Source organism: Terriglobia bacterium (assembly GCA_020072645.1).
Lineage (GTDB): Bacteria > Acidobacteriota > Terriglobia > Terriglobales > Acidobacteriaceae > Angelobacter.
On the sequence record JAIQGK010000002.1, the window covers coordinates 191,544 to 216,426 of the forward strand.

Sequence of the window (24,883 nt, forward strand, 5' to 3'; positions counted from 1 at the left end):
CATCAATGCTGCCCTCCGTTGGACACAACAACGAGCTGCGGCTTGAGCCATGTGTCGAGATTGGCGAATTGAAACATCTTGTAGTCAGCAAAGGTGCGGGTCAGATGCAAGCGTTCGATCTCTCTCAACTCCTGAATCCTGGCGGTGAGGGATTGATGCAACGTGTGCTGATCTTCGGGCGTCTTTGTGATCCAGAGCACGTAGTCATATTCTTCGGCATTGATGTGCCGAATATGGCCGGGAATGATGTTCTCTTTGTAGCGGGCCGGACTTTTGAGGGAGAGTTCGCATTCGATTGCCACCCTGCGGCCATGAGGATCAAGGGCGGTTAGGTCGGGGCGAACGTTGTACTTGGACTCGGCTCTGTCTGGGTTTGCTCTTGCTTCGCGATCACAATAGACAAACTCTGTCCAGCCGAATCGCTCCCCGGTAATGCGGATTTGCTGGAGCGACAAATAGTGTTCAAGCCGCGAGACGCTGACTTTGGAAATGTTAAAAGTCAGCGGGCTAACTTCTTCGCCTGAGGGTGTGGCAAGCTGCTGGCCCTCAGAGGTAATTCCCCAAAGTGTGATGAATGCCATAGCCGTGCGGATCGGAACACGGCGTATGAGGCCAGCTTGCTCTAAACGAACGAGAGCGTTATGGACAGTGCTGCGATGTTTGATGCGCATGACCTGTCCGAGAAGCGACTCCGTGGAATAAACGGATGTGCGTAGGAACGAAAGCACGTCCCGCGTTTTGCGGTGGCTTTGCTCATAGGCGAGAGTGCGGGGAAGAAGGGACATGGCATTTAGGTAAGGTTCTCGTGGGTTGGATCGCTCGAAGCCTCGGCAGAGGATGCAGTCTGGGAGGCTTCCTTCTCTTGCGACTCCTTTGCTTTGGCTCGGTTTTTAAGAAGTATCTCCGGCGCCCTGGGTGCGGCTGTAAGCTGCGGCCTTTTGCCCTTTGGCATACGGGCGGCTTGGCAGCGTTTTGCCAACCCAACTCCAAAGAGCATTCCCACCAGCTTAGGAAGGGCGAGTATGTCGTTGGTGGTGAGCAGTGCCCTCTCGACTTCGTTGTATTGGGCGGTGGCAGCATCGAACGCGGATTGCTGAATGTCGGTGCGGCGGGTTTTTGCAATGATGGTCCCGGAAAGCTCTGAGGCCCATTGCGCTGTCTCCGGGGTCTTGGCCCGATAGATGAATTTGATTCCCGTGTTCTCCAGCACTGCTCCGCGGACAGCGGCGGGATCAAGCCCTTTGCACTCTTCAAGGTCGCCAATGCTCTGATGGGCCAGGATGAGATGGCAGTTCTTGTCCCGCACCGTCCCGAGCGCCTGCAATGCAGGCGGTGAAAGGATGTACTTGAACTCATCGAGCATCATGGCGATAGACAGACGGTCGGCTAAGTTTTCAGGACGTTTCTCGATGATTTGCAGGATGCGCAGCAAGAGCAGCTTTTGGCACTGGATGGATTCGACACTGCGAATGCTGCCGATGATGTAGAGAAAGCCGGGACTGGAAATCAGTTCGCCGAGATTTGGCCCCTCATTGGTGTCGATGGCGTCAAGTTCGGTCATCTCGGTGAGCTTTTCGAGAAAGGCAACCGCGTCTTCGTCGGTGATGAATGGGCTCTCATCGGCAACTTCTAGCATCCGTTTGATGGTCGGGTTCGATCCGGCACGGCGTATTACATCGCGGGCCGCCCTGCGGTCGATAAGCCGGTAGAAGTCAGCGGCCTCTCCCTTATCTGCAAGATCGAAGGTTGTCGTCAAAAGCTCTTTCATCTCCGCATACGTCGCAAAGCGAAAAGGGTTGACCTGGGGCGGCGTCTCCGGTCGCAAGTCGATCAGATGGAACGGCAAACCTGCCTGCCTGGCCGCAAGAGCAATGACGCTGGGAGCGTGCTTATCGTTCTTGGGGTCAAAGATGATGACGCGCTGGCCGTTGAGCCCGCATTGGACGAGCAGCATGGTGCTCATGACGCCTTTGCCCGCGCCAGTAGTGCCGATGACCTGCATGTGGGTGCTATTGAATTCTTCCCACGAGACATAGACGGGTTTGCGGCGGTCATTGAGGCCGGTGAAGATTCCCTTTTCAAAAGCAAAATAGCGGCTTGGCTCATAGGCAGGCCGTTCGGTTTCATCGAAGCTCCTGCGGATATCCGACAGCGTGTCATCGGAGGGCAAGCGTTTGGTGGCGCGGTGCCATAACCAGAGGACCGGCATGAGACCGAGATAAAGACTCAGGGTGCCGTAGAGAGCGACCTGGGTAAGCCAGAGTTGGTCAAAACGAGCGGCCATCATGAGGCTGATGAAGTGCAAAAGCACCGTTGCCATGATGACTTTGTTCGAGAAGCGCCGGTCTTTGAAATTGGGGAACGTCACAGCGTGTTCTCCTTACGCAGGATCTTTGTGTCATGAAAGAATCCGACCAACCAGGCAAAGGCGCTGGCAATCATGTAGCAACCGAGCAAGGAGTGCTGCCGGAGAAAGAATGGCAGATAAGCCGTTTCAAAGTTCTGAAGCCATACGGAAAAGGGCTGGTGGATAGAGGCTTTGGCGGTCAGGCGGACGGCGGCGAAATTGAGGTGCGCGTCGTGACTCGAAATCAGGAATTGGGACAGACCCCAGAAGACAAGGACAAAGACGAAGGCCCCCGTCACCAGAAAGCGTCCGTACTGTTGCGGTAACGTAAGCTGCGGTTGCGGCATGATTGCGGTACTCCTTTGCGCGGGCTCAATTCAGGGCCTCGTCTTCCCGGAAATAGGAAATGGCGAGACCAAGCGGGTTGATTTGTATGAGGTCATTGCTCACGTTGTCGCGAAAAGCGAAAACAAAGTGGGCGGTGTATTGAGAACGTTTGATCACGCTGCCATCAAGGGGCGATTTGTAGATCAATTCATACTCCACGGTAGCCTTGTAAGGCGCGGTCCGCAGGTCTTCGATGTCAATACGGTTGACTCTTACCTCCTGATTCGGGGCTGTGCCGGTGAGGAAATTGTCGATTGTCTTGTCTTTGGTCCAGGCAGCCAGGACGTTATTAGCAAGCTGCGTGTCCATGAACAGCAGGGCGCGACGGAAGTCGTCGCGAATCGTCAGCTTGTTGCGGCCGTAATACAGGCGGGAAAACTCGGTCAGGAAATACTTGATCTCCTTTTCCTGCGGCTTGTAACTGAGGTCATCGTATCTGATGGCTTCGGCCCGCCCGATGGCGTCGATGCGGATGTAGCGCGTATGAAAGCTGTCAATCTTTTTGACTGTGGCATAGGCGATATAGAGTGAGCCGGCGCACAGCAGGCTTAGCGCCAGGATGGTGATCTTGAGGTATGTATTGGTCACCACCGCATTCCCCCACTGTTCGGCATAGAGCCGTTTGCCTGCCTGGAATTCGGCATCGGATTTTGCCGGGATGGTCGGCAACTCTGGTTTGCGGGTTGAAGATGGATTCATGGCGTATTCGTTCTCCTTTTTACGGGGCGCCGTCAGAGCGCCTTCATGACGGCAGCGGTGATCGCTGCGTGTACTCCGCTTCCGGCATTGGCCGCGCCGCTGAAGATGTCCGCGACCAAGCTGGGAATTTTGAAGATGGCATAGAGTCCCGCGGCGAACACTATGATCAAGATAGGGAGTTGGACAATGTTGAAGGCGATCTGGCCCGCAAGTGGGAAGGTGACGTTTAGGGTGGAAAGCATGATCTGGCAAATTCCGAGCAGGACTATGTTGCCGACTACGGGATAGAAGCTGTATTTGATAAGCGCTTTAAGCCAACTCCAGAACAGGAAATCGAGCTTCGGCACGATCATGAAAGGAATAAGGATGGGGCCAATGACGAGCACCGCCCCAAGAGCGAGATAACCGAAGCCGATGACAATAAACATGGCCAGTTCCAATAGGGCGATAAGAAGGGTGATGATGAGGTAAGTGATGAAGTCGCGGGCATGCAGGAATGAGAACGAACTCATGCCGGAAATGCCGTTGGTGATTTGGTCAAGTTTGGCCAGCATCTGCTGCTGCGTCGTGGTGCCGACTAGATCAGCCATGCCGAATGCGGTTCTTGGAATTGCCTCGGAAAACGAATAGCCACCTAGAAGCGGACTGGATCGGGTGTAAAGCGTCAACATGATCCACACGGTCAGAATCAATCCCGCGAGTGTGCGGAGCTTATGTAGAGAGTGGTGGTCAGAGAACGCGATGCGGCTCCCCGCAATGACAATCATGACAATCGTGATTGTGCGGAAGATATTAAGGCCGAGTTGCGCAAACGGAGTGCCGTGTTCGGTGAGCACATTAAAGATGGTGTCGCGCAGTGAGGCCAGGAAGTTGTTGAGTAATGTCGGGTCCATCGTTCCGTCTCCTTTTAGGACGGTTCGTACTCACGTGAATTGACAGTCGCCGCAATTAGCGCCCTTGGCGGTCTCTGGCTGTAGCGTTCAATTCTCGTCCTCTCTCCCATCGCTGTTGAGCAAGCGTCTGCACCTCTAAATCAATGGAAGACGCAAGCGCCCGGTTCGTGTCCTGGAGCGTGTGAATCATGAGCAACAAGGCGACAAGCGTCTTCTGCTGGAGGGCCTTGGCCGATTGCAAATTCGGATCGCTGGAAGCAGCATCGGCTTCAAGCTGCGCTAACATTCGTGTGTTCTGCTGCATGTTGTTGCGGAGATCGCCGATGGTCTTCATTCCGGTCATGAGGCTGGCATCCTGCAATTGCATGAGGCCGTATTGTTGCCGCCAGTCCTGTTGCGCCTGCGGGGTGGCTGTGACATCAACGGGCTGGATCGTCGGCAACAGGTTCCGGAATCCTGTTTGGATCGAGTTCGCGTCGCCCGTGGTGATGCCGCTGGCCCAATTGTTCGTATTGCCGTACTGGTTACCAGCGACAAACTGCTGCCAGTTGGCAAAGGTGTAGCGGTAGCGATTGGGCAGGCCCTTGAGGGATTGCGCCTCGGCATTCAGCAAATTGAATTGCTGTTGATAGAGGGCATACATCTGCTGAAGCTGCACTAACTCTTTTTGCATTTGCAAAAGCTGTTGCACTTGCTGCCTGACGCTGGCCACGTCAAGGACAGCAATCTGGGCTGTACCCGGTATGGTGGTGGCGAGCAATAAAATTGCGACTGAAATTAGCTTTTTCATAACGTGTTTCTTCTCCTTTGAATCTGATAAAACTGGCGAACTTCTCCTTTACAAATCCGAGGGCATCCTGTGATTGCTGTACGCGGGCAGCAGCAAATCCTGGGTAAGAAAAACTCTCACGCGGTGGCCCTCGTGGATGGTGATGGTTGGCGGAATGTTCAAGAATTTGTCGAGGATTCTGAGAGACGACTGCGACAGGCTTCCGGCTACACCTTCGCGGTAAGCGCTGGCATTGGACGTAGGCAGGCCGGTTACGGCGCTGTTGTTTGTCCCAATGGTCGAGAGCCCGGCGATCGCTCCGATTGCGATAGAAGCGCCGAAGATCTTGAAATAATGATTGTTAACTTTGTCGCGTAGTGCGGTCTCCCCGATCTGATTGAGACCGGGGGCCTGGTCCAGGTCCACAGCATAGCCATCCGGCATGATGAGCCGATGGAAGATGACGGCCAGCCGTTCCTGTCCGACATCGTTGACCTTCTTTGTTTCTCCCAGAATTCGGCTTCCAGACGGGATCAGCAACTCGGCATGGTCGTGGGAATAAACGTCAGTAGAAATCTGACAGATGACCGGGCCGGCGAAGTCGCCATTGAGGCGATTCACAAGCACTGATTCGAGCACCGTCCCCTCAAAAATGACGTGATCTTTGCCCGTAGCCTGATTTAGGTTGGGATTGCGGCGAGTTGCGGCGGGAGCACTCTGCCCCGGTGTTTGGGCTTGCGGGGCGGAACCTTGGGGAGTGCCTGTAGCCGCAGCCAGTTGTTGTTGCTGTTGGGACAGGAGTTTTTCTTGTTGCGCCTGGAGCAAATCAAGTTGTTGCTGGAAATCTGCTGGCAGAGCGGGAAGGCCCGGTTGCAGGGCGGATTCTGCCGGTAACTCGCTGGAATTCGTCATCCGCGAGAGTTGACTGGCAGGTGATTGGTTGCTGGCAGCTCCGGCATGTGGATCGGAACGATAGGACAACGCGATGTTAGAAGCAAAGCGTCCGGTGTATTCCCGCTTGCGTTCATCCTCCTGAATGGGATCGCGGGTCGCCGGGTTTTGGAGAGCGTTCTGGGTGGCAGTGGATGGCTGGTTAGAATCGCCGAAGGCGGCTTTGAATTGCGCATCGCTAGCTTGCGGTGGACTGGAATGCTGATTGGCTGCCACATTTCGGCTGGCCTGCTCGCTCTCTTTTAGGCGCGTCTGTACCTCTTCCGGGGAGAGTCCGCCAACGGGCGGTTTAACCTGATCTCCTGGCGCCGCAACCGTGCCGGGTTTTGGCTTGGCTGCTTTCGTGGAACCAGAGGAAAACCAAAGTCCTACAGCCGTAACCAGAAGCACTGCGAGAAAGATCCATGACTGCATCCGTTTCGGGATAACGCCAGTGGCGGCAATCCGCTTGTTGTTGACGGGGGCGGCAGCAGTGGAAAGCTCCGGCCCTTCGGGCTCGGGCTTTGGTGGCATTGTTTGCAGTGTGGTGGACATTGGTCACTCTCCCTGCCTCTCAAATGTGCTCTTATGCTTGCCAATCGAGAGGTAGCCTTTGTCAACAACGTGGTCGATTACGTACACGCCATCTTCGAGGGTGTAATTCACAAGCGTTGGCTGGCCGTCCTTGATCTCGTAAAAAGTCGGCTTTTCCGTTGCAGTCGAGTGAATGTAGGTAAGCCGGTCGTCGTGGTAGATGGCCGATATACGAAAAGGCTTTTTGTCTTGCCTGAATTTGTAATCGAATTTCAGCGCATGGAGCGGGTACTCGGTGCGAAAGCGATTGCTCTGGTCCTGCGCGGCTTTGATTTGAAGAGCGGCAGCTTCCCGGAACTGGTCCACATCGGATGCGGGCACAAGGCGCGGCGCTCCGCTGGCCGCAGTCAGCAATTTTTCGTCCGTGGGTTCGACGAAAATCTTGAGGTCGGCCTGCGCGCCTTCCGTGCTTGTGCAATAAAAGGTATAGATGTTTCCTGAAGCAGTGATGAGATTCATGCTAGTTTCAAGCCCTGTTTTCGTGGGCTTGAGATAGGCGAAGTTTTGCGTTCCTTCGAGCACCCAGGCATCTTTGTCTCCGATAACAAAATCGAGGATGCGTTCCTGCGGCGGCAGCAGGATCAGGGTGGTAAAGTGCGGCCGGGCTGTGATGCGAACAATGTCCTTGGCCGCATATTTAATCGTGCGGGCCTCAGCCGCGGCACGGCTCAAATCCTGGGTCTGGGCTGTCGCAAAGACGGCGCTGAGAGAGATTGCAATGAGAGCAGTAAAGCGAAGTAGTCGTTGCATAATGATTCAACTCCTATGAGTGCTGCCTAAGATTTCTAGGCCGTGTTCAAAACCGTGCTCCTGGACAACAGCAGCGAAGCGCTCGTTGTCTTTTGGAGAATTGGTGTAAAGCCAATAGCTCTTGTGGTCCACGTTGAGGACAAACTTTTTGCCCATTGTGGATGTCTTAACAAGTCCCTCGCGCTTGGGAATGAGGGTCTGGATCAGCTCCACCTCGCGCGGGTTGAGGTGGAATTTCTGGGTGTAAAAGTCAAAATCAGCATCGGCATTAGCGAGGAAGATCTTGGTAGGAAAGGAATCGAGCAGCGGAAGCAGGTTTGATTCCTTCAGGTCCTCCGGTGATTGCGTCGCCATGATGAGGACACCGTTATGCTTGCGCCAGGTCTTCGCAGCCTTGATCAGATAGTTGCGGATGACTGGCACGGTGAAGAATTTCCATGCTTCATCCAGAATGAAAATCTTGAGAGTCGGGCGGATCGCAGGGTCATAGATGACGGCGCTGGCGCGGTGAAGAACATAAAAAAGCAACGCCTGGATGAGCTGAGGATATTCATCCATGCCCTGAAAGTCGAAGCATTGTAGCGTGGACAGGGTGAGTGTGTCTCTTACGTTGTCAAAGAGATGCCCATACTGCCCACCCTCCGTCCATTTGTGCAGGCGGTCGGCCAGATGCCGGGGCAGTGTGCCGGCGAGAGTCTTCAAGCGCCGGATGTCGCGGTCTAATACATACAGCGTCTCGATGGCCTGGAAAATGTTGCGGTCGTCGTCGGTTGTGGTTTGATAGCCATCGCTTCCCGCAATGAGCACCTGAACGAGCGAGAACAGGAATTCCAGATTAGCAGCGGTGGGTTCGAGGCTGAACGGGTTGATTTGGTAATCGCGATTCTCCGCCCCGATCTTGAGATACGAGCCTCCCAGGAGGCGGGTCAGCTTTTCGTAGCTGCCGCCCAGATCAAAGATGAAAGTACGGGGATCGTACTTCTGTAAAGCCAGCGTCAGGAAGTTCGCAAAGAATGATTTCCCGCTTCCAGTGCGCCCGGTAAGAAACGTGTGGGCTACGTCGTCGCTGGTTGAGCCGTTGCCGTCCTGAATGCGCTGATGCAGGTTTAGGTAAAAGGGGGTTCCGTCCGTGGTCTCCACGAGGGCCAGCGCCTCACGATTGAGAAAGGTGTTCCAGCGATGGCCCTCGTGGAGCGTAAACAGAAACGACCAATCGGCATAGTTGTTGTTCGTAATGTAGAGCTGGCGGAAATTGAAATGGGAGTTTCCCGGGCAGGTGGCGAAAAATGCCGATAGCTGATTGTATGTCTCGGAATATAGTGATGCGCCGACCGTGGCGAATGCCTTGCTGAAATCCGATACTGCTTTTTCAACTTTGGCCCGGTGGGGGTCATAAATGACCACGGTAAGCGAGAATTTGCCGAAGTAGTTGCCGCGCTTCTGCACCTCTTTCAGGCACTCATTGAGATCATCGACAAATTCAACCTTGGTTTCGTCCTTCAGTCGGTCCCCGCCGCTTGATACGCTCAAGGATGATTTGGTTTTGTGAAAATGGGTTCGCATGGACTCGATGTAATGGACGGCCTCGCTCGCTTCGACAGCACGCCATTCTGTAACGATGTGATAGGTTGCAGGGATTCGGAGCAACTGCTGCAAAACGATTGGCCGGCTCTCGCTCGGTTCTTCGCGAAGCGTTAGGACGCGCGTGTGATAGCCGTCTATTGTCAGGTGGTCCGTATGGGATTCGAGCGGCGAGTTAACCAGGTATTTGTCCGTCATCACGTCGAACTTGAGCCGCTGGGCTTGCTTCTCGGGATCAACATTAAAGATTCTGAGCAACATTCCAAAAGCGTCTTTCTTGTTCACGACCTTGATCTCCACTAGATCGGACAGAAAGGAAACGAGGCTGTTGGCTTGGCGCAGCAGGACGGTTGTGGCCTGCTCGATTTCGTCCTCGATGAGAAGGATTTCCTTCCTCGCGCTGAACAGAGATTTGAGATTCCGTGAGCCAGCGGTAAGGCCGTGGCTGAAGAAACTTCCCGCGGCTTTCGTGGGTGTCATCTTGGCGGCGTGGGAGGTGCTCTGGTAGAGCAGCACGTAATAGATCCGGACGGAAAACATCTCCTCGGACTTCTCAGCGAAATAGCGGGAGCGTTCAACCTCAACCCTCTCGACGACTGGATTGCTGTAGGCAGGAGGCCGGTCGGGGTGAAAATGGGACTTGAAAAGATACTGGTAAACGCGGAATTCCGGCCCGCACAGTCTGAAAGCGGCTTCCAAGCGTTTCGTCGTGGTATCGAGCGTTCGCTGATCCAGGCATTCATAATCAATCCCTTCAACCTCGATGACCGTGCCAATGGCCCCACTTTTCGTGATAAAGCACCAGTCGTTGATGAAGCTGAAAACGCCGCATTGCTCGGCGAGTGCGCCAGTCTCACGGTAATTCTTGACAAGTTTGCGGATGTTAAGCACGGCTCGGAATTCTCCTTACGGTTGTCAGGGTGTATTTCACAGGGTCGTATTCCGCCCGGAAGGTGCGTGACATCGCCTGAATGACAAACACCAGCATTTTGGGGTCGCGGCGGGTTGCGATCCGGGCCAGCATAAGCAGGATGGCGAAGATCACGATAGCGCCAAGAAAACTGCTGAAAAGAACTTGAAAGCCTCCGCCTGTAAACAGGGCTGTGGCGAACAGGGTCCGCTCTACACCCATGATGGTCAGCGGCTTATTCAGCGTCTTGTAAACCGGATTGCTCCGCCCCGTGATCTCGGCCATGGTTGCTTCACCCTGCTTGTTGAATGTAGGCAAAGATATTGGCAGCGCCGACGATCAGGGCGGCGCCAATGGCTAGCCTTCCGATATTTGCGTTGTCGCTTTGCTTGCCGTACATATAGCTGACGCCACAAAGCACGATGGCAATGAGGGTTATGGCCTTGCCAAAGGGGCCTGTGATGAATTGCGCGATGGAGTCGAGCAGGCCCTGGCCAGGCACGCCGGCTTGGTATAAAAGCAGATAGAGTGTTGCGCTGGCACTGTGGGATAGTGACTGGATAGCGTTCATGTTCTAAACTCCCTTTTCTCGCTGGTTGCTATCGTTCTTTACGTTTCTAATGACTCGGGCTGTCCAAGTGCTGTCGGGTCGTCCCGTTAAGGCTGCCCGAATTGTTTTATAAAGCTATAGTGATTTTGGTTTTCAGATGTTATTCGCATTGAGCATTGCCTTCTCATTGACCTTTCCTTGAAGTATTCCTGGTATTTGTCCTTAACTTCGGCCATAGGCTTGAGATCGGACGCCTGTGGCAATATCAGAACTACGGCAAAAAAGTTGAATACAAACGTTCTCTCAATGCGTCCTATGTTCCAAGGTGTTGCTAACTATGCAGTCGGGCTCCCTGGTCTCGATCCCCAGCTTCCCAAAGCTTCTGTTAGCGATCCCTGCTCTCAACACCGCAGCCAGATCGCCAAAACTCGCTAGTTTGTTTTCTCCTTTCCGTCTTCGTCAGAGTCGCCGAGTTGCGCGGCTAGCTGCGGTGTCTACAACATCAGACGCCACAGGTAGAAGGAGGTTTCTGGTGCCAAAGCAAAATGCGCACTCCTGCGCACTCTTGCGCACGTTTGGCCACAGATGTCACAACAATGAACCCATACGACAAACTCGATCATGCAGAGCGTGCCTGGACCATGGCCGAGACGGCCGCATTTCTCGGATACTCCGTCAGGCATCTATACAGGCTTGTCCGTCAAAACAAAATTGATGGCTGGTCAAGGGTTGAAGGCGGACACATCATGTTTTGTCCTTGCAAGCTAAAGGTCTGGCTGGAGCGGCGGTTTAATGGCAATGGAAAGCGGCCAAATCGCAGTGGAAGTGCCCAGGAACAGCCATGAAACGATAGTTATGACGCATCAACCTAAGCAATCAAAACCCCAAGACAATAAGGGCTACATTATGGATCCAGCTAGTTTAAACCTTTGGATGGAAAGGCAGGCTGCTGGCGGCAGAGTGCAATCAAATTAAGCAGACAGCGGTTTAACTTTATTCACCAAAATAGCACTGAGCGCCTGTTTTTTCTTGGTTGAAGATTGACGGAGCTTTTGCTGGACGGCAACAAGCAATGGTTTTGCCTCAACTCCGAGAACAGCTAATTGGCCGCAATCGTTGCCGGAGCGTTGATTGTGGCCTGCTCAGTCGCCGATTGGCTATGTTTTCTCCTGTGACATTTGTGGCCATTTGTGCGCAAGAGTGCGCATTTCGATCGAGCTTCAACGACTTTGGGTGGTCTCTGTGCGTCTATCGTTTTGTAGCCCCTTCATGCCAGTCATTTCGGGGCGAGTGGGGATCCGGCAAGCGTGAGACGTTTATGACACTGATACAGATACTGGAGAGTCGGGGAGAAGCTCTTACCGTTCAAGAAGTCGCAGAAGTCCTGGGGGTTTCCGACAAGCATATTTATGAAATGGTGGCGGACGGCACATTGCCGGCTTTTTACGTCGGCAGGTCCGTTCGGCTCGATCCGCAGGACATAGCTGATTGGCTGCGAAAGAAGAAGCTTCCTGTAGTCCAGGCCCGCGATCAAAAGCGGCCTCAAAAGCGTCCGGTGCTGAACCGAAACGGACACGGTAGCGGCAATAGTGCCGTCCACAACGCTCTGCGGCGGAAGGCCCAGCATTTGGAAGCTGCCGCAGTCATTGATGGTGTTACTAATGGACAAGGGCTGGACAAGACAGCAGAGAAGAGCTAATACGACCCTGAATACTGTTGGGCTCTAATCGTTACGAAATCACAATTTCAAAGGTGGATTCAAAATGCCCGAAGATGTCTTCCCGATTGGTAATGGCCCGAGTCTAAATGAATTGATGAAAATGGAGGGCACCTACGCCTTTCAATGCGCCGACTGTTCCGAAGTTTTCGACACGGTGGTGCAATGGGTGCGGCACGCTCTCGATCGGCACAGCGAGATTTTGCCTGGAATCGAGCCGGTCAGAAAGCAATAGAATTAGTCGGCTGATTGAGGGATAGGTCTCTCCGGGGGAAAATAACGAGTGCCTGAAGAGTAGGTCCTTAGCATGCAGCCAACACGTTCGGTATATTTCCACAACATTCATGAATCAATCCATCAACTCCATCCGCAAGACATGGAGGGACTCTCGAAGTTCATCAAGTACGTCTACGATGAAACCGGGCGTGTACAGTTCAGGATTTTTCAGCATTCGCTGCGATACGCACACGAACATATCCGTCAAGTAAAAATATTCGGCCCCTCGGTCATCAACATAGAGCCCAGGCGCAGTTTTCTTTAGGTTGTCTCCTGTGAGCCGACCGTGTTGCATTGTGTTCGGTTCCACTTAAGATCCCTGGTAGATCGCGCAGCCCTGGATGCAATCCAATTACAAATGTGGACCTAAAAAAGCCGCGCCCCCGAGTACTGCTAAGGGGCGCGGGTTGTCAGCGGGTCAGATTGAATGCCAAACTACATGATTTCGGCACTCTCAAAACATCGAAGATGCTCACCAGCGATTGGTTCTCAAGCGAATGAGTACCCTTGCGATGTAGCCGTTCAATCGACTGACCGGAAATCATTCTTTGCGCTCAATCCATTCGTGCAAAATGTGGTTCATCACCTCCCGAGTCTCTTCGATGATGGCTTGAGTACGGCGTAGTTCATGATTGAGCTGTTTTGCTGAGATGGATGAGACGGGAGTTTCTGCTTTGTGCAGGGCGTGGACAGCATTAAGAAGTCCCTGGTTCGCCCAATAAAGGCTGCGGTAGAGATCGATCCTGTCGCTTGCAACTTTCATTTAATTCCAGCCCACCCGTTACCTGGGCCTACATGGCTGCCACGCACATTGACAGCAGGCAATTGACTACATGAACATAATATCAATAAATATACAGTCCATGTCAAGAAAGAAACGTTGCTATGCTGTAAGCAATGGGGACCGCTGCGCGAAGCCTGCGGAACGGCTTGTTGGAAGAAAGTTGCGCCGAAACCCGTCCCTAGACGGGTGGACTATTTCCCTTTCTTTTGGACTTTTTCAATAGCCTTAACGGCAAGTAAGGCCCCATAATTTCGGGCCGCTATTCCTTTGCCTGCCATGTGCTTGGTGACGATCTCGTGTTCTTCTTCTGACAAGTAATAGCGAAGAGGCGTCGTTTCCACGGGCGCGTGCAATTTTTGGACTTCCAGACTGGGCCGGATGAGTTCGCTAACGAACTGGCCAATCGAACCTTTTTGATGCAATCTGAGAAGCAATTCCAGTTTCTCCTGCTCCTCGGGAGTTACTTCAAATTCCGCTCGGATCGTAACTTTCTCTTTACGCTTGGGCTTGGATTTAGTGGCATCCTTGAGTACAAGGTCGGCGAGAAACTGGCTTACGCTAATCTTCTTTTGCTGGCAGTAATCGTGAATTTTCTTCTGTTCCTCTTTCGTCACGTCGAGATAGAGGAAATGCCGTCGCGGAGCCTCAGCCCGTGGCCTCAATGAACCGCCAAGGTTAGGCCTGACAATCCGCTTCTTTGTCGTGGTGGTCATCGTGTGCGCTTTCACCAAGCTCGACTAGCGGACAATATTTGAGAACCGTAAGGAATTTTGGAAATGCCTTTCTCCTTACACCTGGGCTTGTAATTCATAAAATTCATGTATATGTTATCCCAGGTTCTGCGCGAAAGCCAGAGGCGGTTAAAAAACAGTAAATCTGGACCATATCTTTAACTTTTTCCTTTCCGTTTTGCCCAACGCTGCTTGTGCGCCTCAGAAATCTTCCTGCGCGCGGCTGGCGACAGGCGACGCGGACCTCTTCTGCAGCCCGATGACCTTATCCGTCGGGGCCTTCGCTCCAATCTTCTTCTTGATGTCCAAGTAATACCGGTCTTGTCCAAAGAGCGAACCCTGTACTTGGATAGTGGCTGCTTCTAAATCAGCTTCATTTTCGTATTCGACTAGGCGGTAGCCCGCCTTTCACAATGGATCATTAACTCATTCTTAAGTTTGTCTTCAAGAATAATACGCCTCCAATGAGGGTAGTCTTCATCGTGGATCTCATTCCCGCTTGGACTGCTGCAACCAACTATTTCATACCCGTCCCTGGCAGAAAGGCTCATAAGATCGCCCCCGCCATTGAAGCCGACAAGGACAAAGCGATCACTATCGAGGTATGCGTGCTCACCTGTCATTAACCACGCGGTTTTTGTAACCAGGCGAGAGCCTACTCCTCCGACTTGTATCACTAAGGCTGCGTAGGCTTCGACGTCTTCCTGCCAATCCTTGTTGACCGCCGGGACCTCATTAGCACTAGGCTGGTCTGTACTCGCAAGGAGGTGCTTGAGATCACGAACAATGTCATCTATTGAATCCGCAGCTGAGTTCTTCGCAAGCCGGTCGGCGAAGGAGGGACCATAATCGATTAAGTCTTCTCTCTTGATGTTGTGCCAGATTGGCAAAACGACTTTTTCGCCAGATTGCTCACGCGCAAACAAACCGTCTAATTCGTGCTCCGTCCATTTCTTTCGTTTCAGGAAGGCTGGCGAGAGCACGACAATGCCATAACGACAGCTTGCCAGACCGCGGTCGATCGTGCCTCGCAGGGTATCTCCCCATGCCAGCGCAAATTTGTCGTACCAGACCTTCACTCCAGCTTTCGCGAGTGCATTTGCGAGAGGATCAACAAAAGCCTCCTTGTCTTCGCTCGCGTGTGAAATGAATACGTCGTGTTTCATATTTAACTTAATTCTCGGAAATAGCCCTTTGGATAATCTCTCTTGTCATTAAGTTATTGTTCTTAGGCAAGAATTCCTCAACAGACGATTCGTCGATTTCGAGTGTCTCGATTCCGATTTGGGTCTTCACTGTCCGGCATCGCCTCTATGCGGGCTATATAGTCCACTGGCACCCTGTGTTGGCGCGCGCCTTCCACTACGAATCTTTTATACCAAGAGTATGGACGCAGGGAATCATCGAAGCTGTCTGAGGCAGCGACATACATCGAAACCTGATGCTGATTGCCGGCCTCATCGTTTACTCTCACTTGAACTTCTTGATATCCGTGCCCAAGCCCTTCTGCATCATCCAATATGGGCTTCTCTTGCGAGTCAATCTCGAAAATCACTCCCCAGACAACGTCTGCAGGGCTACCGGTCTCTAGTGCATTTCCTTTGCCCGAGTCATCTGAGCTGCGCTTATGAAAGTCGAAAAGGTGACCAGTCAAACGGGCGATTCGCAATGGGGAAGCACTGGGTACTCGGCGCCGGAGCCGGCCGGTGCACATGTTCGAGCCGTAGGCAAAATACAACAAAATGTTCTCCTTGAGGGTGCCTCTTAAAAAGTAGCAGTTATGTGCGCTGGGTCAAGCAGTTTGTGGGTTTGCAAATCTATTATGGAAGCAGGATTTGGACGCAAGAGGACGGTTTTTACTCAAATCGGGAATTAAGGATACGATAGTAACTGCCTGTAAATGCAAGAGCTTATAGGTATTTAGCCGAATTCCTGCTATTATCTCTCCCAAAACTCCCTGCATGAGTCCCGAGGAAATGTTCAAAACGCCACCGGGCAAATCGGAGCACGTCACTCGCAAGTCATTGATTGACAGCAAGCTAAAGGCCGCTGGCTGGCGAGTGGTTCCTTTCGATCCGTCAAGACCACTCACAAACCTCAACCGATGTGCAATCGAGGAGTACCCCACCGAGAATGGGCCAGCCGACTATGCCCTCTGCGCCGACGGCGGAATCCTCGGAGTCGTCGAAGCGAAGAAGCTGAGTCTGGGCCCGCAAAACGTACTTACGCAGGCCGAGCGTTACTCAAGGGGGCTAATCGTTAGCCCGTTCGATTTTTGCGGGTACCACGTGCCGTTCCTCTTTTCAACTAACGGCGAAGTAATTTGGTACCACGATGTCCGAAGTGAATCAAGCCGCTCACGCCAGATCGCGAAATTCCATACCCCGGACGCGCTCGCGGAGTTTTTGGCACGGGACCTCGAAGGAGCCACGGTGAAACTCCGTGCGATGCCCAACGATCATCCACGGATTGTCGCGCGACCGTACCAGATCGATGCCAACCGCGAGATAGAGAAGGCAATCGAGGCGCGCAAGCGCCAAATGCTCGTAGCGATGGCCACTGGCACCGGCAAGACCTTCATGACGGTGAACGAAATCTACCGCCTTATGAAGTCGGGTGTGGCCAAGCGCATTCTCTTTTTAGTAGACAGGAGAGCGCTCGCCGCCCAGGCGGTACGAACGTTCGCATCCTTTGAGCCAGAGCCGGGGCTGAAGTTCAACAAGATCTATCAGGTATACAGTCAGAAATTCCAGCGTGAGGACTTTGGCGAAGAAGAGAAGTTCGATCCAACCGTCTTGCCCAATTCTTATCTGGTGTCCCCGAAGCCCGGAGATGCCTTCGTGTATGTGTCAACCATCCAGCGAATGGCGATCAATCTTTTTGGACGCGAAACAGTTCTCGGAGACAAAGACGAGGTCCCGGAAGAAGATGCCGAACAGGTCGAGAATATCCCGATTCATGCTTTCGACCTAATCATTGCAGACGAATGCCATCGCGGATATACGGCAACGCAAGTAGCCATCTGGCGACAAACCTTGGAACACTTCGATGCGATCAAGATCGGGCTTACCGCAACACCCGCGTCGCACACCACGTCTTATTTCAAGGATGTAGTATTTCGCTATGAATACGAACGCGCTGTGCGCGAGGGTTTCCTCGTCGATTACGACGTGGTTGCGATCTCGTCTGAGGTTCGCATGAAAGGTATTTTCCTTAAGGAAGGGGAAGAAGTCGGCATCGTCAATTCTGAGACAGGCGCGAAGCAGCTCGACCTACTTGAGGACGAGCGCCAGTTTGACACCACGGAAATCGAAGAGAAGGTCACCTCACCCGACTCAAATCGGAAAATTCTGGAAGAAGTGAAGAAGTGCGCGCTCGAACATGAAACACGTTACGGTAGAATCCCGAAGATCCTCATTTTCGCCGCCAATGATCTTCCCCACACCTCTCACGCAGATCAGCTCGTCGACATTGCCCGCGACGTATTCGGCCGCGGTGATTCATTCGTGCAAAAGATCACGGGCTCCAAGACAGTGGACCGCCCACTACAGCGCATCCGGGAATTTCGCAACCGGCCGCTGCCCGTAGTCGTGGTTACTGTCGACATGCTTTCGACTGGTGTGGACATCCCCGACCTTGAGTGTATCGTCTTCTTGAGGCCGGTGAAGTCGCGCATTCTCTTTGAGCAGATGCTCGGACGCGGAACCCGTAAAGGCGACAAATTTCCAGACAAGTCGCACTTCACTGTCTTTGATTGCTTCGGCGGAACACTGCTTGAGTATTTCAGGAACGCGACGGATATTACCGCAGAGCCCTTGGAGAAAGAGGCGCGGACAATCTCGGAGGTCATCGAGGATATTTGGCAGAATCGCGACCGCGACTACAACGTGCGGTGTCTCGTCAAGCGCTTGCAACGGATCGACAAAGAAATGTCAGGCGAGGCACGGGACCTTTTTGCGGCCTACGTCCAGAGCGGGGATCTCGGTGGGTATGCCAAGAACTTGCCTAAAAGCCTGAGACAGGACTTTACCGGAACTATAGGCCTTTTGCGGGATGCAGCATTCCAGAAACTACTTGTCGAATATCCTCGGGCGAAAAGGACGTTTGTCATCGCCTATGACACGAAGGATCAAGTCACTTCGGAGTGGTTGGTCCGCGGAGCGGATGGGAAAGAGTACAAGCCGGGGGATTATCTGCAAGCGTTCGCAAGATTTGTCGAGGAAAATCCTGAGCATATCGAGGCAATACGAATATTGCAGAAGAGTCCCGCGGACTGGGGTGCGGCAGCGCTTGCGGAGTTAAGAAATAAGCTGAAGGCAGCACCTCAACGTTTCACTGTCGAGAACCTGCAAAAAGTTCATGAGATCCAGTATCACAAAGCGCTCGCCGATATCATCTCGATGGTGAAACATGCTGCCGACAAGCAAAACCCCTTGCTAACTGCAAGCGAGCGGGTCGAACGGGCGTTTGCGACAGTAAGTTGCGGACGGAAATTCATGCCGGAACAACAGCAATGGTTGGAGCGGATTAAGGCGCACTTGACTGAAAACTTGTCCATCGACCAAGAGGACTTTGAGATCCTCCCGATCTTCGCTCGTTTCGGCGGCTGGAAGAAAGCCAACGGAGTCTTCTTCGGCGAACTGCCGCAGCTTATTCATTCATTTAATAAGGCGGTAGCAATATGAGCGACATTGTCGGGAAACTTTGGGGGTTTTGTCACACCCTGCGCCATGACGGGATTGACTATGGCGATTATATTGAACAGCTCACGTATCTTCTGTTTCTGAAGATGGCCGATGAGCGTGGAATCGATCTCAGCGAAACCAAGTACGTAGCCGGCAACGGCAGAGACGTGGTTTTTGATTGCTCCTGGCCCGCTCTTGAAGCACAAGCCGGCACGGCGCTCACCGATCATTATGTTGCGGTGCTTCAGGCGTTAGGCAAACAGAAGGGCCTGCTTGGTGGCATTTTCGCTGGGGCGCTCTCGCGGTTCAACAATCCCGTGAACCTTAGAGCGCTCATCGGCGTCATTGACGAGACGGAATGGACCGAGCTCGGCGTGGATGTGAAAGCGGCTGCCTTCGAAGGGCTTCTGGAGAAGGCCGCGAGCGAAGGCAAGAAGGGTGCGGGACAATACTTTACACCGCGCATCCTCATCCAATCTATCGTTCGGTGTGTGAAGCCCGATCCGAGAGCATATAAGGAATTTACGATTTGTGACCCTGCCTGCGGGAGCGGCGGGTTCTTGGTATCGGCCTACGAATGGTTCATGAGCGCGACCAAGGACGGCGCCCTTGACCGGGATCTTGCCAAGAGGATTCGTAAGACTACGTATTACGGGCAGGAGCTCGTCGCACGGCCGAAGCGCCTCGCGCTCATGAATCTGTATCTCCACGGTCTGGAACCTGTCATTAAGGGTGGGGACTCCATTTACGAGGTCCCCGACTCGCAGCGGTTCGATGTGGTACTGACAAATCCCCCATTTGGCACAAAAGGTGCGAATCAGGCCCCGGACCGAGATGATTTCACGATCGAGACATCGAACAAGCAGCTCAACTTCTTGCAACACGTCCTCACTATTTTGAAGCCGGGTGGCCGAGCGGCAGTCGTGGTGCCCGATAATTGTTTGTTCGTGGATCAGGCGGGAGAAGTGTTCGAGATCCTAATGCAGGATTGCGTTTTGCACACGGTCTTGCGACTCCCGAATGGAACGTTTAGTCCTTATAGCCCTGGCACGAAAACGAACGTAATTTTCTTTACTAAGGGAGCGCCGACGGAGACTGTCTGGGTCTACGACGCGCGCAGCAATGTACCGCGGATCACGAAGAAGGACCGCCCGCTCACGCCGGAACATTTTGCGGAATTCGAGAAATGCTTCGGGAGCGATCCGAACGGTCTGGCGAAGCGCAAGGCGAGCGACTCGAAGGAAGATCGCTGGAGACCCTTCACAATAGCGGAAGTGAAGGTGCGCGACTACAAAATTGACGGGCTCAAGTGGCTGAAGGATGAGTCGCTTGGCGAATTTGATCCCGATATCGAACCGCAGGAACTGGCGACGGACGCGATTGCGGAACTCGAAGGTGCAGTCGAAGAGTTGAACTCGATTTTGATGATGCTCGATTCGAATGACAACGGGAATGGTAAGGCGGCCGAACCCGCCGCGGCAGGCAAGAAGGCATGAGCACCACAGCCCAACAAGTCAGAACAGAAGTTGAGACACCCGAAACGGAGTTGCCGGAAGGGTGGGTTTTAGCTCTGCTTCCGGAGGTTTGCGAGCTCAACCCGCCAAAGCCTGCAGCCAACGCACTCCCTCCCGGGGCAGACGTTTCGTTTGTGCCCATGCCAGCCGTAGACGCTGATTTAGGTGCGATTACCAAGGCGGAGAAGCGTCCATTTGTGAAAGTGCGGAAGGGGTACACCGCATTCAGAGATAACGATGTCCTCATGGCGAAAATCACGCCATGCATGGAAAACGGTAAAGCTGCCGTTGCGCGGGGCCTAGAAAACGGTCTTGGATTCGGTTCGACCGAGTTCCACGTGTTTCGGTCGAACGGAGCCATTCTGCCTGATTATCTGTACCATTTCATCCGTCAGGATTCTTTTCGACGATCTGCCGAAAACGAAATGACTGGCTCGGTCGGGCAAAAGCGTGTACCGGTTGATTTCCTCGAGGAAACAAGCATCCCAGTACCACCTTTGCCAGAGCAAGAACGGATTATTCAGAAACTCAACCAACTCGTTAACAACACCCGGTTGGTGCGCAATCGCCTGCATAAACTTCCAAAGATTCTGAAGCACCTTCGCGAAGCTGTGCTTGCGGCGGCGTGTTCCGGGAAGTTGACAGTGGAGTGGAGACGAGAACATCCGGATGTGGAACCTGCGTCGTCGTTATTAAAACGTATCGTTCTTAGCCGTAAAGGCCAAAAGAGCAGAGACGCACGCGGGCGGCAAGAGTCCTCGGACGGTGATGACGAGGTCAATCGGTGGGATATCCCAGAGATGTGGGAATGGTGCAGGGTCGATCAAATCGCCACAGTTTCTCTCGGAGGAACTCCATCTCGGAAAGTTGCTGCATATTGGGGCGGTGATATTGCGTGGGTGAGTTCCGGAGAAGTTGCAAACTGTCGAATCCGTAAGACAAACGAGACCATTTCTGATCTCGGGCTCGAAAAGAGCAATGCAAAACTCTACCCGAGGGGAACGGTGTTGATCGCGATGATTGGGGAAGGGAAAACGCGTGGGCAAGCTGCAATCCTGGAAATTGAGGCCTGCACCAACCAGAACGCAGCAGGTTTGATAGTTGAGCCGGGAACCGTCAATTCCGAGTATGTCTGGCTTTGGGCGCTGAGCGAGTACGAGAGAACTCGTGCAGTAGGTCGCGGCGGAAATCAACCTGCCCTTAATGGCGAGAAGGTGCGCAACTTGGAGGTTCCCTTGCCCCCAGTCGAAGAGCAGCAAGAAATCGTTCGCCGCGTTGAAGCTCTATTCAAATTGGCGGACGCAATCGAAAAGAGGGTGGCCACAGTATCATTCCGGGCAGAAAGATTAACCCAAGCGATTCTCGCGAAGGCACTCCGAGGGGAACTCGTACCAATTGAAGCGGAGCTTGCTCGGCGAGAAGGTCGGGAGTATGAGCCCGCGTCGATGCTGTTGGAGAAAATCAAGACTGGAAGCAGCAAAGACGAAGCAAGGCGCGCTAGAACCCGCATAAGATGGCGTGTGGGTTCATCATCACATGGCTAAGATTCCAAAACTCGATGCCAACCGTTTGCAAGCGCTTTGTGATGTGCTTGGGGACACATCCTCAGGGCTTAACCGGTACTAAAATTGGCCAGCTATTAAAACGGTCGTCCCTCCCGGAGGCATCTCGTGCCTCACGGTTAGGATGTCCATTCAGCCCTGCTATTGTCCATGCGGCCATAGGCTGACGCTTACGTTGCGATTTGCAATTTGAATATTACCCACAAAAGCACTCTCGATGCTCCGCGCGGATCGTACGCATTCTTCAGCGCACATAGTCAACGTTCCACCACCAATTTGAACGATAAATGATTCTGTTGTCGAAGTTATTCCACCGAACAGCCTCCCACATCTGTCGCCCGTCGGTCCAAATCTTCACTTGATTGTTCAGTTTGTCATGGACCTCAGCAGTTATGTAAGTTCGGTATGTTTCAGGAAGCGTTGCAAGTTTCGCGGCATAATTTGCCGCTCTCCCTACCCACACCACATCATTCGCGCCCCGCACACCAGTTCTGGCAATAAAAAGGTTGCTGGTGTCGATTCCTGTGACATGTTGAAGGCGGTATGTCTCGTTACTATACTGTGACTGCATTGCTGGATTGATGATGTACGTCGCCGCATGATTGATCTTCAGAGCAGTACGAACAGCGGACGTATTTTTTGTGTTGCCGGTATAGACTGCCATAATGCGATCACCGTCGTAAGCAGTGATGGCTCCGCCTTCCGACCGAATGATCTTTGCTGCGCAATGCAAGAAACTTTTGTATATTTCTGCAGCAAAACTACCGATATGACTGTCGACCAAGTTGGTTGAATCCGCTAGGTCTGCATACAACACCGTAGCATCTAATTGTACGGCGTCATTACCGAGCTTTAGAGAATCGTCCGACGGGACGACCGTACCATCCCGCGTGTCCCAAGCAGCCTTGAATATGGTCGCTACTTCCTTCTCGAGATCGTCTTTGAGTGGCATAGGTGTCGATCAGTTGTTGGGGCCGAGGTCTTTAATGATGGCCCGGATGCGATTGCATGCCGGCCCGACTGCAGACGCAAGATTCTCGGGGTCATATTTGTACGAAAGAGCCGTGATCCCGGAAAGATCTGTCGGCAGTTTTACTTCCTCACCCCGAGGCTCGACCAGGAAGGAGCGCTGTCTACCGATGCGACCGATGAACAGCCCCAACTCGAAGATGACGTTGTCGCGCGCTGTAGGAGACGAACCTCCACGGCTCAACGTGATGTCGTCCGGCTGCGCGACCGCTATCGCAAAGTCGGACTGATCCAGCTGTCGCTCCAGGCTCTCGATTGGATACCAGGAAGCCCGGAAGACGCCATCAGTCCAAACGACAACCGTGAAGTCGTATTCAAACGCATTCTGAATTGTACGGGCAATCTCGAGTGCCTCCACGGACGAGATAATGAAAATACGAATCTTGTCATGGGTGGCGGTAACATGCGCATTGCGTTGCTCCAGCCGACGAGCAAGCTCCTTCGCAATTAAGCGCCAAATATCGGGAAAATCTCGACCAAGCTCACTGAGTTGCGGCTCTGTCAGCTTGCACAAAACAGATGGCTCGCTTGCAATGTTAGTGGCGGAGCGCCGCTGCGACGGTTGTATGGCTGCCATCTCGCCGACATGGTCGTTGGCGAACCGACGCGCTACTTTGCGTCCGTTGACTAGAATATCGAATGCGCCCGCGATGATCAGATAGACGTCGTTGTCTTCTGCGCCTTGTTCGATGATCGTCGTTCCAGGACTCACTTCTATGAGAGAACCCATGCTTGCAATCCGCTCGGCCAAGGTCGCATTCCCAGCTATGATCTTCTGATCGCGAAGCGCTTCAATCAGATTTTGCCGTCTGTGCTCGCCTTGAAAACGCTCTATCATTCGTTCCACTCCAAACACCGCTAGTTATTTGCTCGTTTCGTCACGCTGTCGCTATTCGCCCCATAAATCGCTAAGATCGTAAGAATAATATTGATACTTCAAGCCCTTATGCTTCACTTCACCTTCGAAGGGTCCTTCCAGACCAGCGTACGGCCAGTTGGCTGCCGCTCTCGGGCCGATGACACAGCGGTCCCCCTTGCCAAATGCTGAAATCCTCGAAGCATAGACAGTCGGCGGGCCTACCAGAAACGGTTGTACTCCAAGAAATGCCGAGGAAATACTGCTAACTTCGAGCTGGCCACCCTCGATGGCAATTTTAAGCCCGACCCCGACATCCAGTTGGGGCCAGGACTCGGGGCAATCTGTCAGGCAGTCTTTAAGGTACTCTCTGGTCTTTCGAAGATCCCGGGCAATGTCCCAGCAAGCGTGGGCCGCATCAGTCTCCGTCGGAAGTACGGCGATGAAACCGTCGCCCGTGAAGTTAATTACAGAACCATTGCATCTCTCAACGGCTTGAATACCGCCATTCAAGAGGTCCCTAAAGAACTGTCCCGTGAGACCATCCTCACCGGCATCGATTAACTTCTCGGAGCCATTGATGTCAACGATCAAGGCAACGCATGAAACGGTGTGCTGCTCATAAATCGTGCGTGGATCTAACATTTGGTCTCCCATCGGATGACAAGGGAAAGTTTACAACTTCGTGGTGGTGGCATCCTCCGATACGGATTTCCCATAAAGAAACTGGAGTCTATTGCGACCGATGCGGCGAGTAATCTCCTCGACTCGATCAGCATGACAGCGCTTATATTTCAGTTTGCTTCCACAAGGACACAACTCATTGCGTCCGGCGTGTATGCGACCGACGATTACGGGGAACAAGCAACGAAGGTGTTCTTCGTTCCCCCCAAGTATTAACAACATGAACTCGTCATAACCGTCGACGCCGTGTTTGAACTGTGGTCCCGGCCACTGCTGTCCGTTAATCGCGTCGTAAACGAGCTGGCGCTCCAAAAACACTGTCACTTCATCGAGGAACCGCAGCAATCTACACGGATTGTCCTTTGACCAAGGAGAGCATGGAGGAAGCCAAAGACAGAATTGGCCGTCTTTGAGAATGTGGCGATCTAGGGATGGGGCAAATCGTCCAGCAGCATCATATGCCGTGGGTTCACCTTCAGGATAGTTGGATGGGAAGTCGATCCGGATATAGATTGAGGTGGAAATCCCGCAGTCGGCCTTGAGGATGAAGTCACCCTCTAAGCACATCCGTTCGCTCTTCGCATCGGCCCGAAACGCGAGGCCGGGGTAGTGTTCTGACACCAGTGCCTGCTCCT

The 24,883-nt window shown here is 53.1% G+C and carries 25 protein-coding genes; 7 read left to right on the forward strand and 18 right to left on the reverse strand.

Annotation, left to right across the window (positions count from 1 at the left end; translation table 11 throughout):
• Window positions 1-2: 2 nt before the first annotated feature.
• Entirely contained in the window at window positions 3-785 is a 783-nt protein-coding gene (locus LAO76_02920; protein MBZ5489865.1) for a hypothetical protein, read from the reverse strand.
• Window positions 786-790: 5 nt separating this feature from the next.
• Entirely contained in the window at window positions 791-2,368 is a 1,578-nt protein-coding gene (locus tag LAO76_02925; protein ID MBZ5489866.1) for a type IV secretory system conjugative DNA transfer family protein, read from the reverse strand.
• Between the two features lie 32 nt (window positions 2,369-2,400).
• Here LAO76_02925 and LAO76_02930 point away from each other — a divergent pair, with 32 nt between their 5' ends.
• Window positions 2,401-2,673 carry a hypothetical protein gene (locus LAO76_02930; GenBank protein ID MBZ5489867.1) on the forward strand — a complete coding sequence of 91 codons (273 nt, stop codon included), beginning with the start codon at window positions 2,401-2,403 and terminating at the stop codon, window positions 2,671-2,673.
• A 46-nt stretch (window positions 2,674-2,719) separates the two neighbouring features.
• Here the strand turns inward: LAO76_02930 and LAO76_02935 are convergent, their stop codons facing one another.
• Genes LAO76_02935 through LAO76_02970 form a run of 8 tightly spaced genes read right to left on the reverse strand, consistent with a single transcriptional unit; the run spans window position 2,720 to window position 10,431 of the window.
• Complete coding sequence (locus LAO76_02935) at window positions 2,720-3,433, reverse strand: type IV secretion system protein (protein ID MBZ5489868.1); 714 nt, start codon at window positions 3,431-3,433, stop codon at window positions 2,720-2,722.
• 32 nt (window positions 3,434-3,465) lie between these two features.
• Complete coding sequence (locus tag LAO76_02940; protein ID MBZ5489869.1) at window positions 3,466-4,326, reverse strand: type IV secretion system protein; 861 nt, start codon at window positions 4,324-4,326, stop codon at window positions 3,466-3,468.
• Window positions 4,327-4,381: 55 nt separating this feature from the next.
• A complete protein-coding gene (locus LAO76_02945) occupies window positions 4,382-5,116 on the reverse strand; it encodes a hypothetical protein (protein MBZ5489870.1) in 735 nt (244 codons plus the stop codon).
• Window positions 5,117-5,164: 48 nt separating this feature from the next.
• Window positions 5,165-6,580, reverse strand: a complete 1,416-nt coding sequence (locus tag LAO76_02950; protein MBZ5489871.1) for a hypothetical protein — start codon at window positions 6,578-6,580, stop codon at window positions 5,165-5,167.
• Window positions 6,581-6,583: 3 nt separating this feature from the next.
• A complete protein-coding gene (locus LAO76_02955) occupies window positions 6,584-7,369 on the reverse strand; it encodes a TrbG/VirB9 family P-type conjugative transfer protein (protein MBZ5489872.1) in 786 nt (261 codons plus the stop codon).
• A 6-nt stretch (window positions 7,370-7,375) separates the two neighbouring features.
• Window positions 7,376-9,841 carry a hypothetical protein gene (locus LAO76_02960; GenBank protein MBZ5489873.1) on the reverse strand — a complete coding sequence of 822 codons (2,466 nt, stop codon included), beginning with the start codon at window positions 9,839-9,841 and terminating at the stop codon, window positions 7,376-7,378.
• The gene (locus tag LAO76_02965) at window positions 9,834-10,145 is read right to left on the reverse strand and encodes a VirB3 family type IV secretion system protein (GenBank protein MBZ5489874.1); all 312 of its coding nucleotides are present in this window, start codon (window positions 10,143-10,145) and stop codon (window positions 9,834-9,836) included. The genes LAO76_02960 and LAO76_02965 overlap by 8 nt, the downstream gene beginning before the upstream one ends.
• 7 nt (window positions 10,146-10,152) lie before the next feature.
• Complete coding sequence (locus tag LAO76_02970; GenBank protein ID MBZ5489875.1) at window positions 10,153-10,431, reverse strand: TrbC/VirB2 family protein; 279 nt, start codon at window positions 10,429-10,431, stop codon at window positions 10,153-10,155.
• Window positions 10,432-11,006: 575 nt separating this feature from the next.
• On the opposite strand from LAO76_02970, the gene LAO76_02975 reads away from it, so the two are divergent.
• The 3 genes from LAO76_02975 to LAO76_02985 all read left to right on the forward strand — a co-directional run bounded on the left by LAO76_02975 (window position 11,007) and on the right by LAO76_02985 (window position 12,362).
• Complete coding sequence (locus LAO76_02975; GenBank protein ID MBZ5489876.1) at window positions 11,007-11,255, forward strand: helix-turn-helix domain-containing protein; 249 nt, start codon at window positions 11,007-11,009, stop codon at window positions 11,253-11,255.
• Window positions 11,256-11,728: 473 nt separating this feature from the next.
• A complete protein-coding gene (locus LAO76_02980) occupies window positions 11,729-12,109 on the forward strand; it encodes a helix-turn-helix domain-containing protein (GenBank protein MBZ5489877.1) in 381 nt (126 codons plus the stop codon).
• A 64-nt stretch (window positions 12,110-12,173) separates the two neighbouring features.
• Window positions 12,174-12,362, forward strand: coding sequence for a hypothetical protein (locus LAO76_02985; GenBank protein ID MBZ5489878.1), 189 nt, complete (start codon window positions 12,174-12,176; stop codon window positions 12,360-12,362).
• 582 nt (window positions 12,363-12,944) lie between these two features.
• On the opposite strand, the gene LAO76_02990 is transcribed toward LAO76_02985, so the two are convergent.
• From LAO76_02990 to LAO76_03005, 4 genes are all read right to left on the reverse strand, one after another.
• Window positions 12,945-13,166 (reverse strand): hypothetical protein, encoded by a 222-nt coding sequence (locus tag LAO76_02990; protein ID MBZ5489879.1) that lies wholly within the window; start codon window positions 13,164-13,166, stop codon window positions 12,945-12,947.
• Window positions 13,167-13,378: 212 nt separating this feature from the next.
• Window positions 13,379-13,900 (reverse strand): hypothetical protein, encoded by a 522-nt coding sequence (locus LAO76_02995; GenBank protein MBZ5489880.1) that lies wholly within the window; start codon window positions 13,898-13,900, stop codon window positions 13,379-13,381.
• 407 nt (window positions 13,901-14,307) lie between these two features.
• Window positions 14,308-15,084: a toll/interleukin-1 receptor domain-containing protein gene (locus LAO76_03000; protein MBZ5489881.1), complete on the reverse strand. Its 777-nt coding sequence runs from the start codon at window positions 15,082-15,084 to the stop codon at window positions 14,308-14,310.
• A gap of 77 nt (window positions 15,085-15,161) precedes the next feature.
• Window positions 15,162-15,659 (reverse strand): gamma-glutamylcyclotransferase, encoded by a 498-nt coding sequence (locus LAO76_03005; GenBank protein ID MBZ5489882.1) that lies wholly within the window; start codon window positions 15,657-15,659, stop codon window positions 15,162-15,164.
• A 235-nt stretch (window positions 15,660-15,894) separates the two neighbouring features.
• On the opposite strand from LAO76_03005, the gene LAO76_03010 reads away from it, so the two are divergent.
• The 3 genes from LAO76_03010 to LAO76_03020 are packed head-to-tail and all read left to right on the forward strand — an operon-like array spanning window position 15,895 to window position 21,661.
• Entirely contained in the window at window positions 15,895-18,603 is a 2,709-nt protein-coding gene (locus LAO76_03010; GenBank protein ID MBZ5489883.1) for a DEAD/DEAH box helicase family protein, read from the forward strand.
• The gene (locus LAO76_03015; GenBank protein MBZ5489884.1) at window positions 18,600-20,099 is read left to right on the forward strand and encodes a type I restriction-modification system subunit M; all 1,500 of its coding nucleotides are present in this window, start codon (window positions 18,600-18,602) and stop codon (window positions 20,097-20,099) included. Before LAO76_03010 ends, LAO76_03015 begins: the two co-directional genes overlap by 4 nt.
• A complete protein-coding gene (locus tag LAO76_03020) occupies window positions 20,096-21,661 on the forward strand; it encodes a restriction endonuclease subunit S (protein ID MBZ5489885.1) in 1,566 nt (521 codons plus the stop codon). The genes LAO76_03015 and LAO76_03020 overlap by 4 nt, the downstream gene beginning before the upstream one ends.
• Before the next feature lie 262 nt (window positions 21,662-21,923).
• Here the strand turns inward: LAO76_03020 and LAO76_03025 are convergent, their stop codons facing one another.
• The 4 genes from LAO76_03025 to LAO76_03040 are packed head-to-tail and all read right to left on the reverse strand — an operon-like array spanning window position 21,924 to window position 24,869.
• Window positions 21,924-22,631, reverse strand: a complete 708-nt coding sequence (locus LAO76_03025; GenBank protein MBZ5489886.1) for an adenylate/guanylate cyclase domain-containing protein — start codon at window positions 22,629-22,631, stop codon at window positions 21,924-21,926.
• Between the two features lie 9 nt (window positions 22,632-22,640).
• Window positions 22,641-23,546 carry a nucleotide-binding protein gene (locus LAO76_03030; protein MBZ5489887.1) on the reverse strand — a complete coding sequence of 302 codons (906 nt, stop codon included), beginning with the start codon at window positions 23,544-23,546 and terminating at the stop codon, window positions 22,641-22,643.
• A gap of 51 nt (window positions 23,547-23,597) precedes the next feature.
• Window positions 23,598-24,209, reverse strand: coding sequence for a hypothetical protein (locus tag LAO76_03035; protein ID MBZ5489888.1), 612 nt, complete (start codon window positions 24,207-24,209; stop codon window positions 23,598-23,600).
• A 30-nt stretch (window positions 24,210-24,239) separates the two neighbouring features.
• A complete protein-coding gene (locus LAO76_03040; GenBank protein ID MBZ5489889.1) occupies window positions 24,240-24,869 on the reverse strand; it encodes an SEC-C domain-containing protein in 630 nt (209 codons plus the stop codon).
• Between the last annotated feature and the right edge of the window lie 14 nt (window positions 24,870-24,883).

Coding starts and splice junctions, on each gene's coding strand:
- LAO76_02920 (MBZ5489865.1), bottom strand. CDS start 785: ATGTCCCTTCTTCCCCGCACTCTCGCCTATGAGCAAAGCCACCGCAAA.
- LAO76_02930 (MBZ5489867.1), top strand. CDS start 2,401: ATGAAAGAATCCGACCAACCAGGCAAAGGCGCTGGCAATCATGTAGCA.
- LAO76_02935 (MBZ5489868.1), bottom strand. CDS start 3,433: ATGAATCCATCTTCAACCCGCAAACCAGAGTTGCCGACCATCCCGGCA.
- LAO76_02940 (MBZ5489869.1), bottom strand. CDS start 4,326: ATGGACCCGACATTACTCAACAACTTCCTGGCCTCACTGCGCGACACC.
- LAO76_02945 (MBZ5489870.1), bottom strand. CDS start 5,116: ATGAAAAAGCTAATTTCAGTCGCAATTTTATTGCTCGCCACCACCATA.
- LAO76_02950 (MBZ5489871.1), bottom strand. CDS start 6,580: ATGTCCACCACACTGCAAACAATGCCACCAAAGCCCGAGCCCGAAGGG.
- LAO76_02955 (MBZ5489872.1), bottom strand. CDS start 7,369: ATGCAACGACTACTTCGCTTTACTGCTCTCATTGCAATCTCTCTCAGC.
- LAO76_02965 (MBZ5489874.1), bottom strand. CDS start 10,145: ATGGCCGAGATCACGGGGCGGAGCAATCCGGTTTACAAGACGCTGAAT.
- LAO76_02970 (MBZ5489875.1), bottom strand. CDS start 10,431: ATGAACGCTATCCAGTCACTATCCCACAGTGCCAGCGCAACACTCTAT.
- LAO76_02975 (MBZ5489876.1), top strand. CDS start 11,007: ATGAACCCATACGACAAACTCGATCATGCAGAGCGTGCCTGGACCATG.
- LAO76_02980 (MBZ5489877.1), top strand. CDS start 11,729: ATGACACTGATACAGATACTGGAGAGTCGGGGAGAAGCTCTTACCGTT.
- LAO76_02985 (MBZ5489878.1), top strand. CDS start 12,174: ATGCCCGAAGATGTCTTCCCGATTGGTAATGGCCCGAGTCTAAATGAA.
- LAO76_02990 (MBZ5489879.1), bottom strand. CDS start 13,166: ATGAAAGTTGCAAGCGACAGGATCGATCTCTACCGCAGCCTTTATTGG.
- LAO76_02995 (MBZ5489880.1), bottom strand. CDS start 13,900: ATGACCACCACGACAAAGAAGCGGATTGTCAGGCCTAACCTTGGCGGT.
- LAO76_03000 (MBZ5489881.1), bottom strand. CDS start 15,084: ATGAAACACGACGTATTCATTTCACACGCGAGCGAAGACAAGGAGGCT.
- LAO76_03010 (MBZ5489883.1), top strand. CDS start 15,895: ATGTTCAAAACGCCACCGGGCAAATCGGAGCACGTCACTCGCAAGTCA.
- LAO76_03015 (MBZ5489884.1), top strand. CDS start 18,600: ATGAGCGACATTGTCGGGAAACTTTGGGGGTTTTGTCACACCCTGCGC.
- LAO76_03020 (MBZ5489885.1), top strand. CDS start 20,096: ATGAGCACCACAGCCCAACAAGTCAGAACAGAAGTTGAGACACCCGAA.
- LAO76_03025 (MBZ5489886.1), bottom strand. CDS start 22,631: ATGCCACTCAAAGACGATCTCGAGAAGGAAGTAGCGACCATATTCAAG.
- LAO76_03030 (MBZ5489887.1), bottom strand. CDS start 23,546: ATGATAGAGCGTTTTCAAGGCGAGCACAGACGGCAAAATCTGATTGAA.
- LAO76_03035 (MBZ5489888.1), bottom strand. CDS start 24,209: ATGTTAGATCCACGCACGATTTATGAGCAGCACACCGTTTCATGCGTT.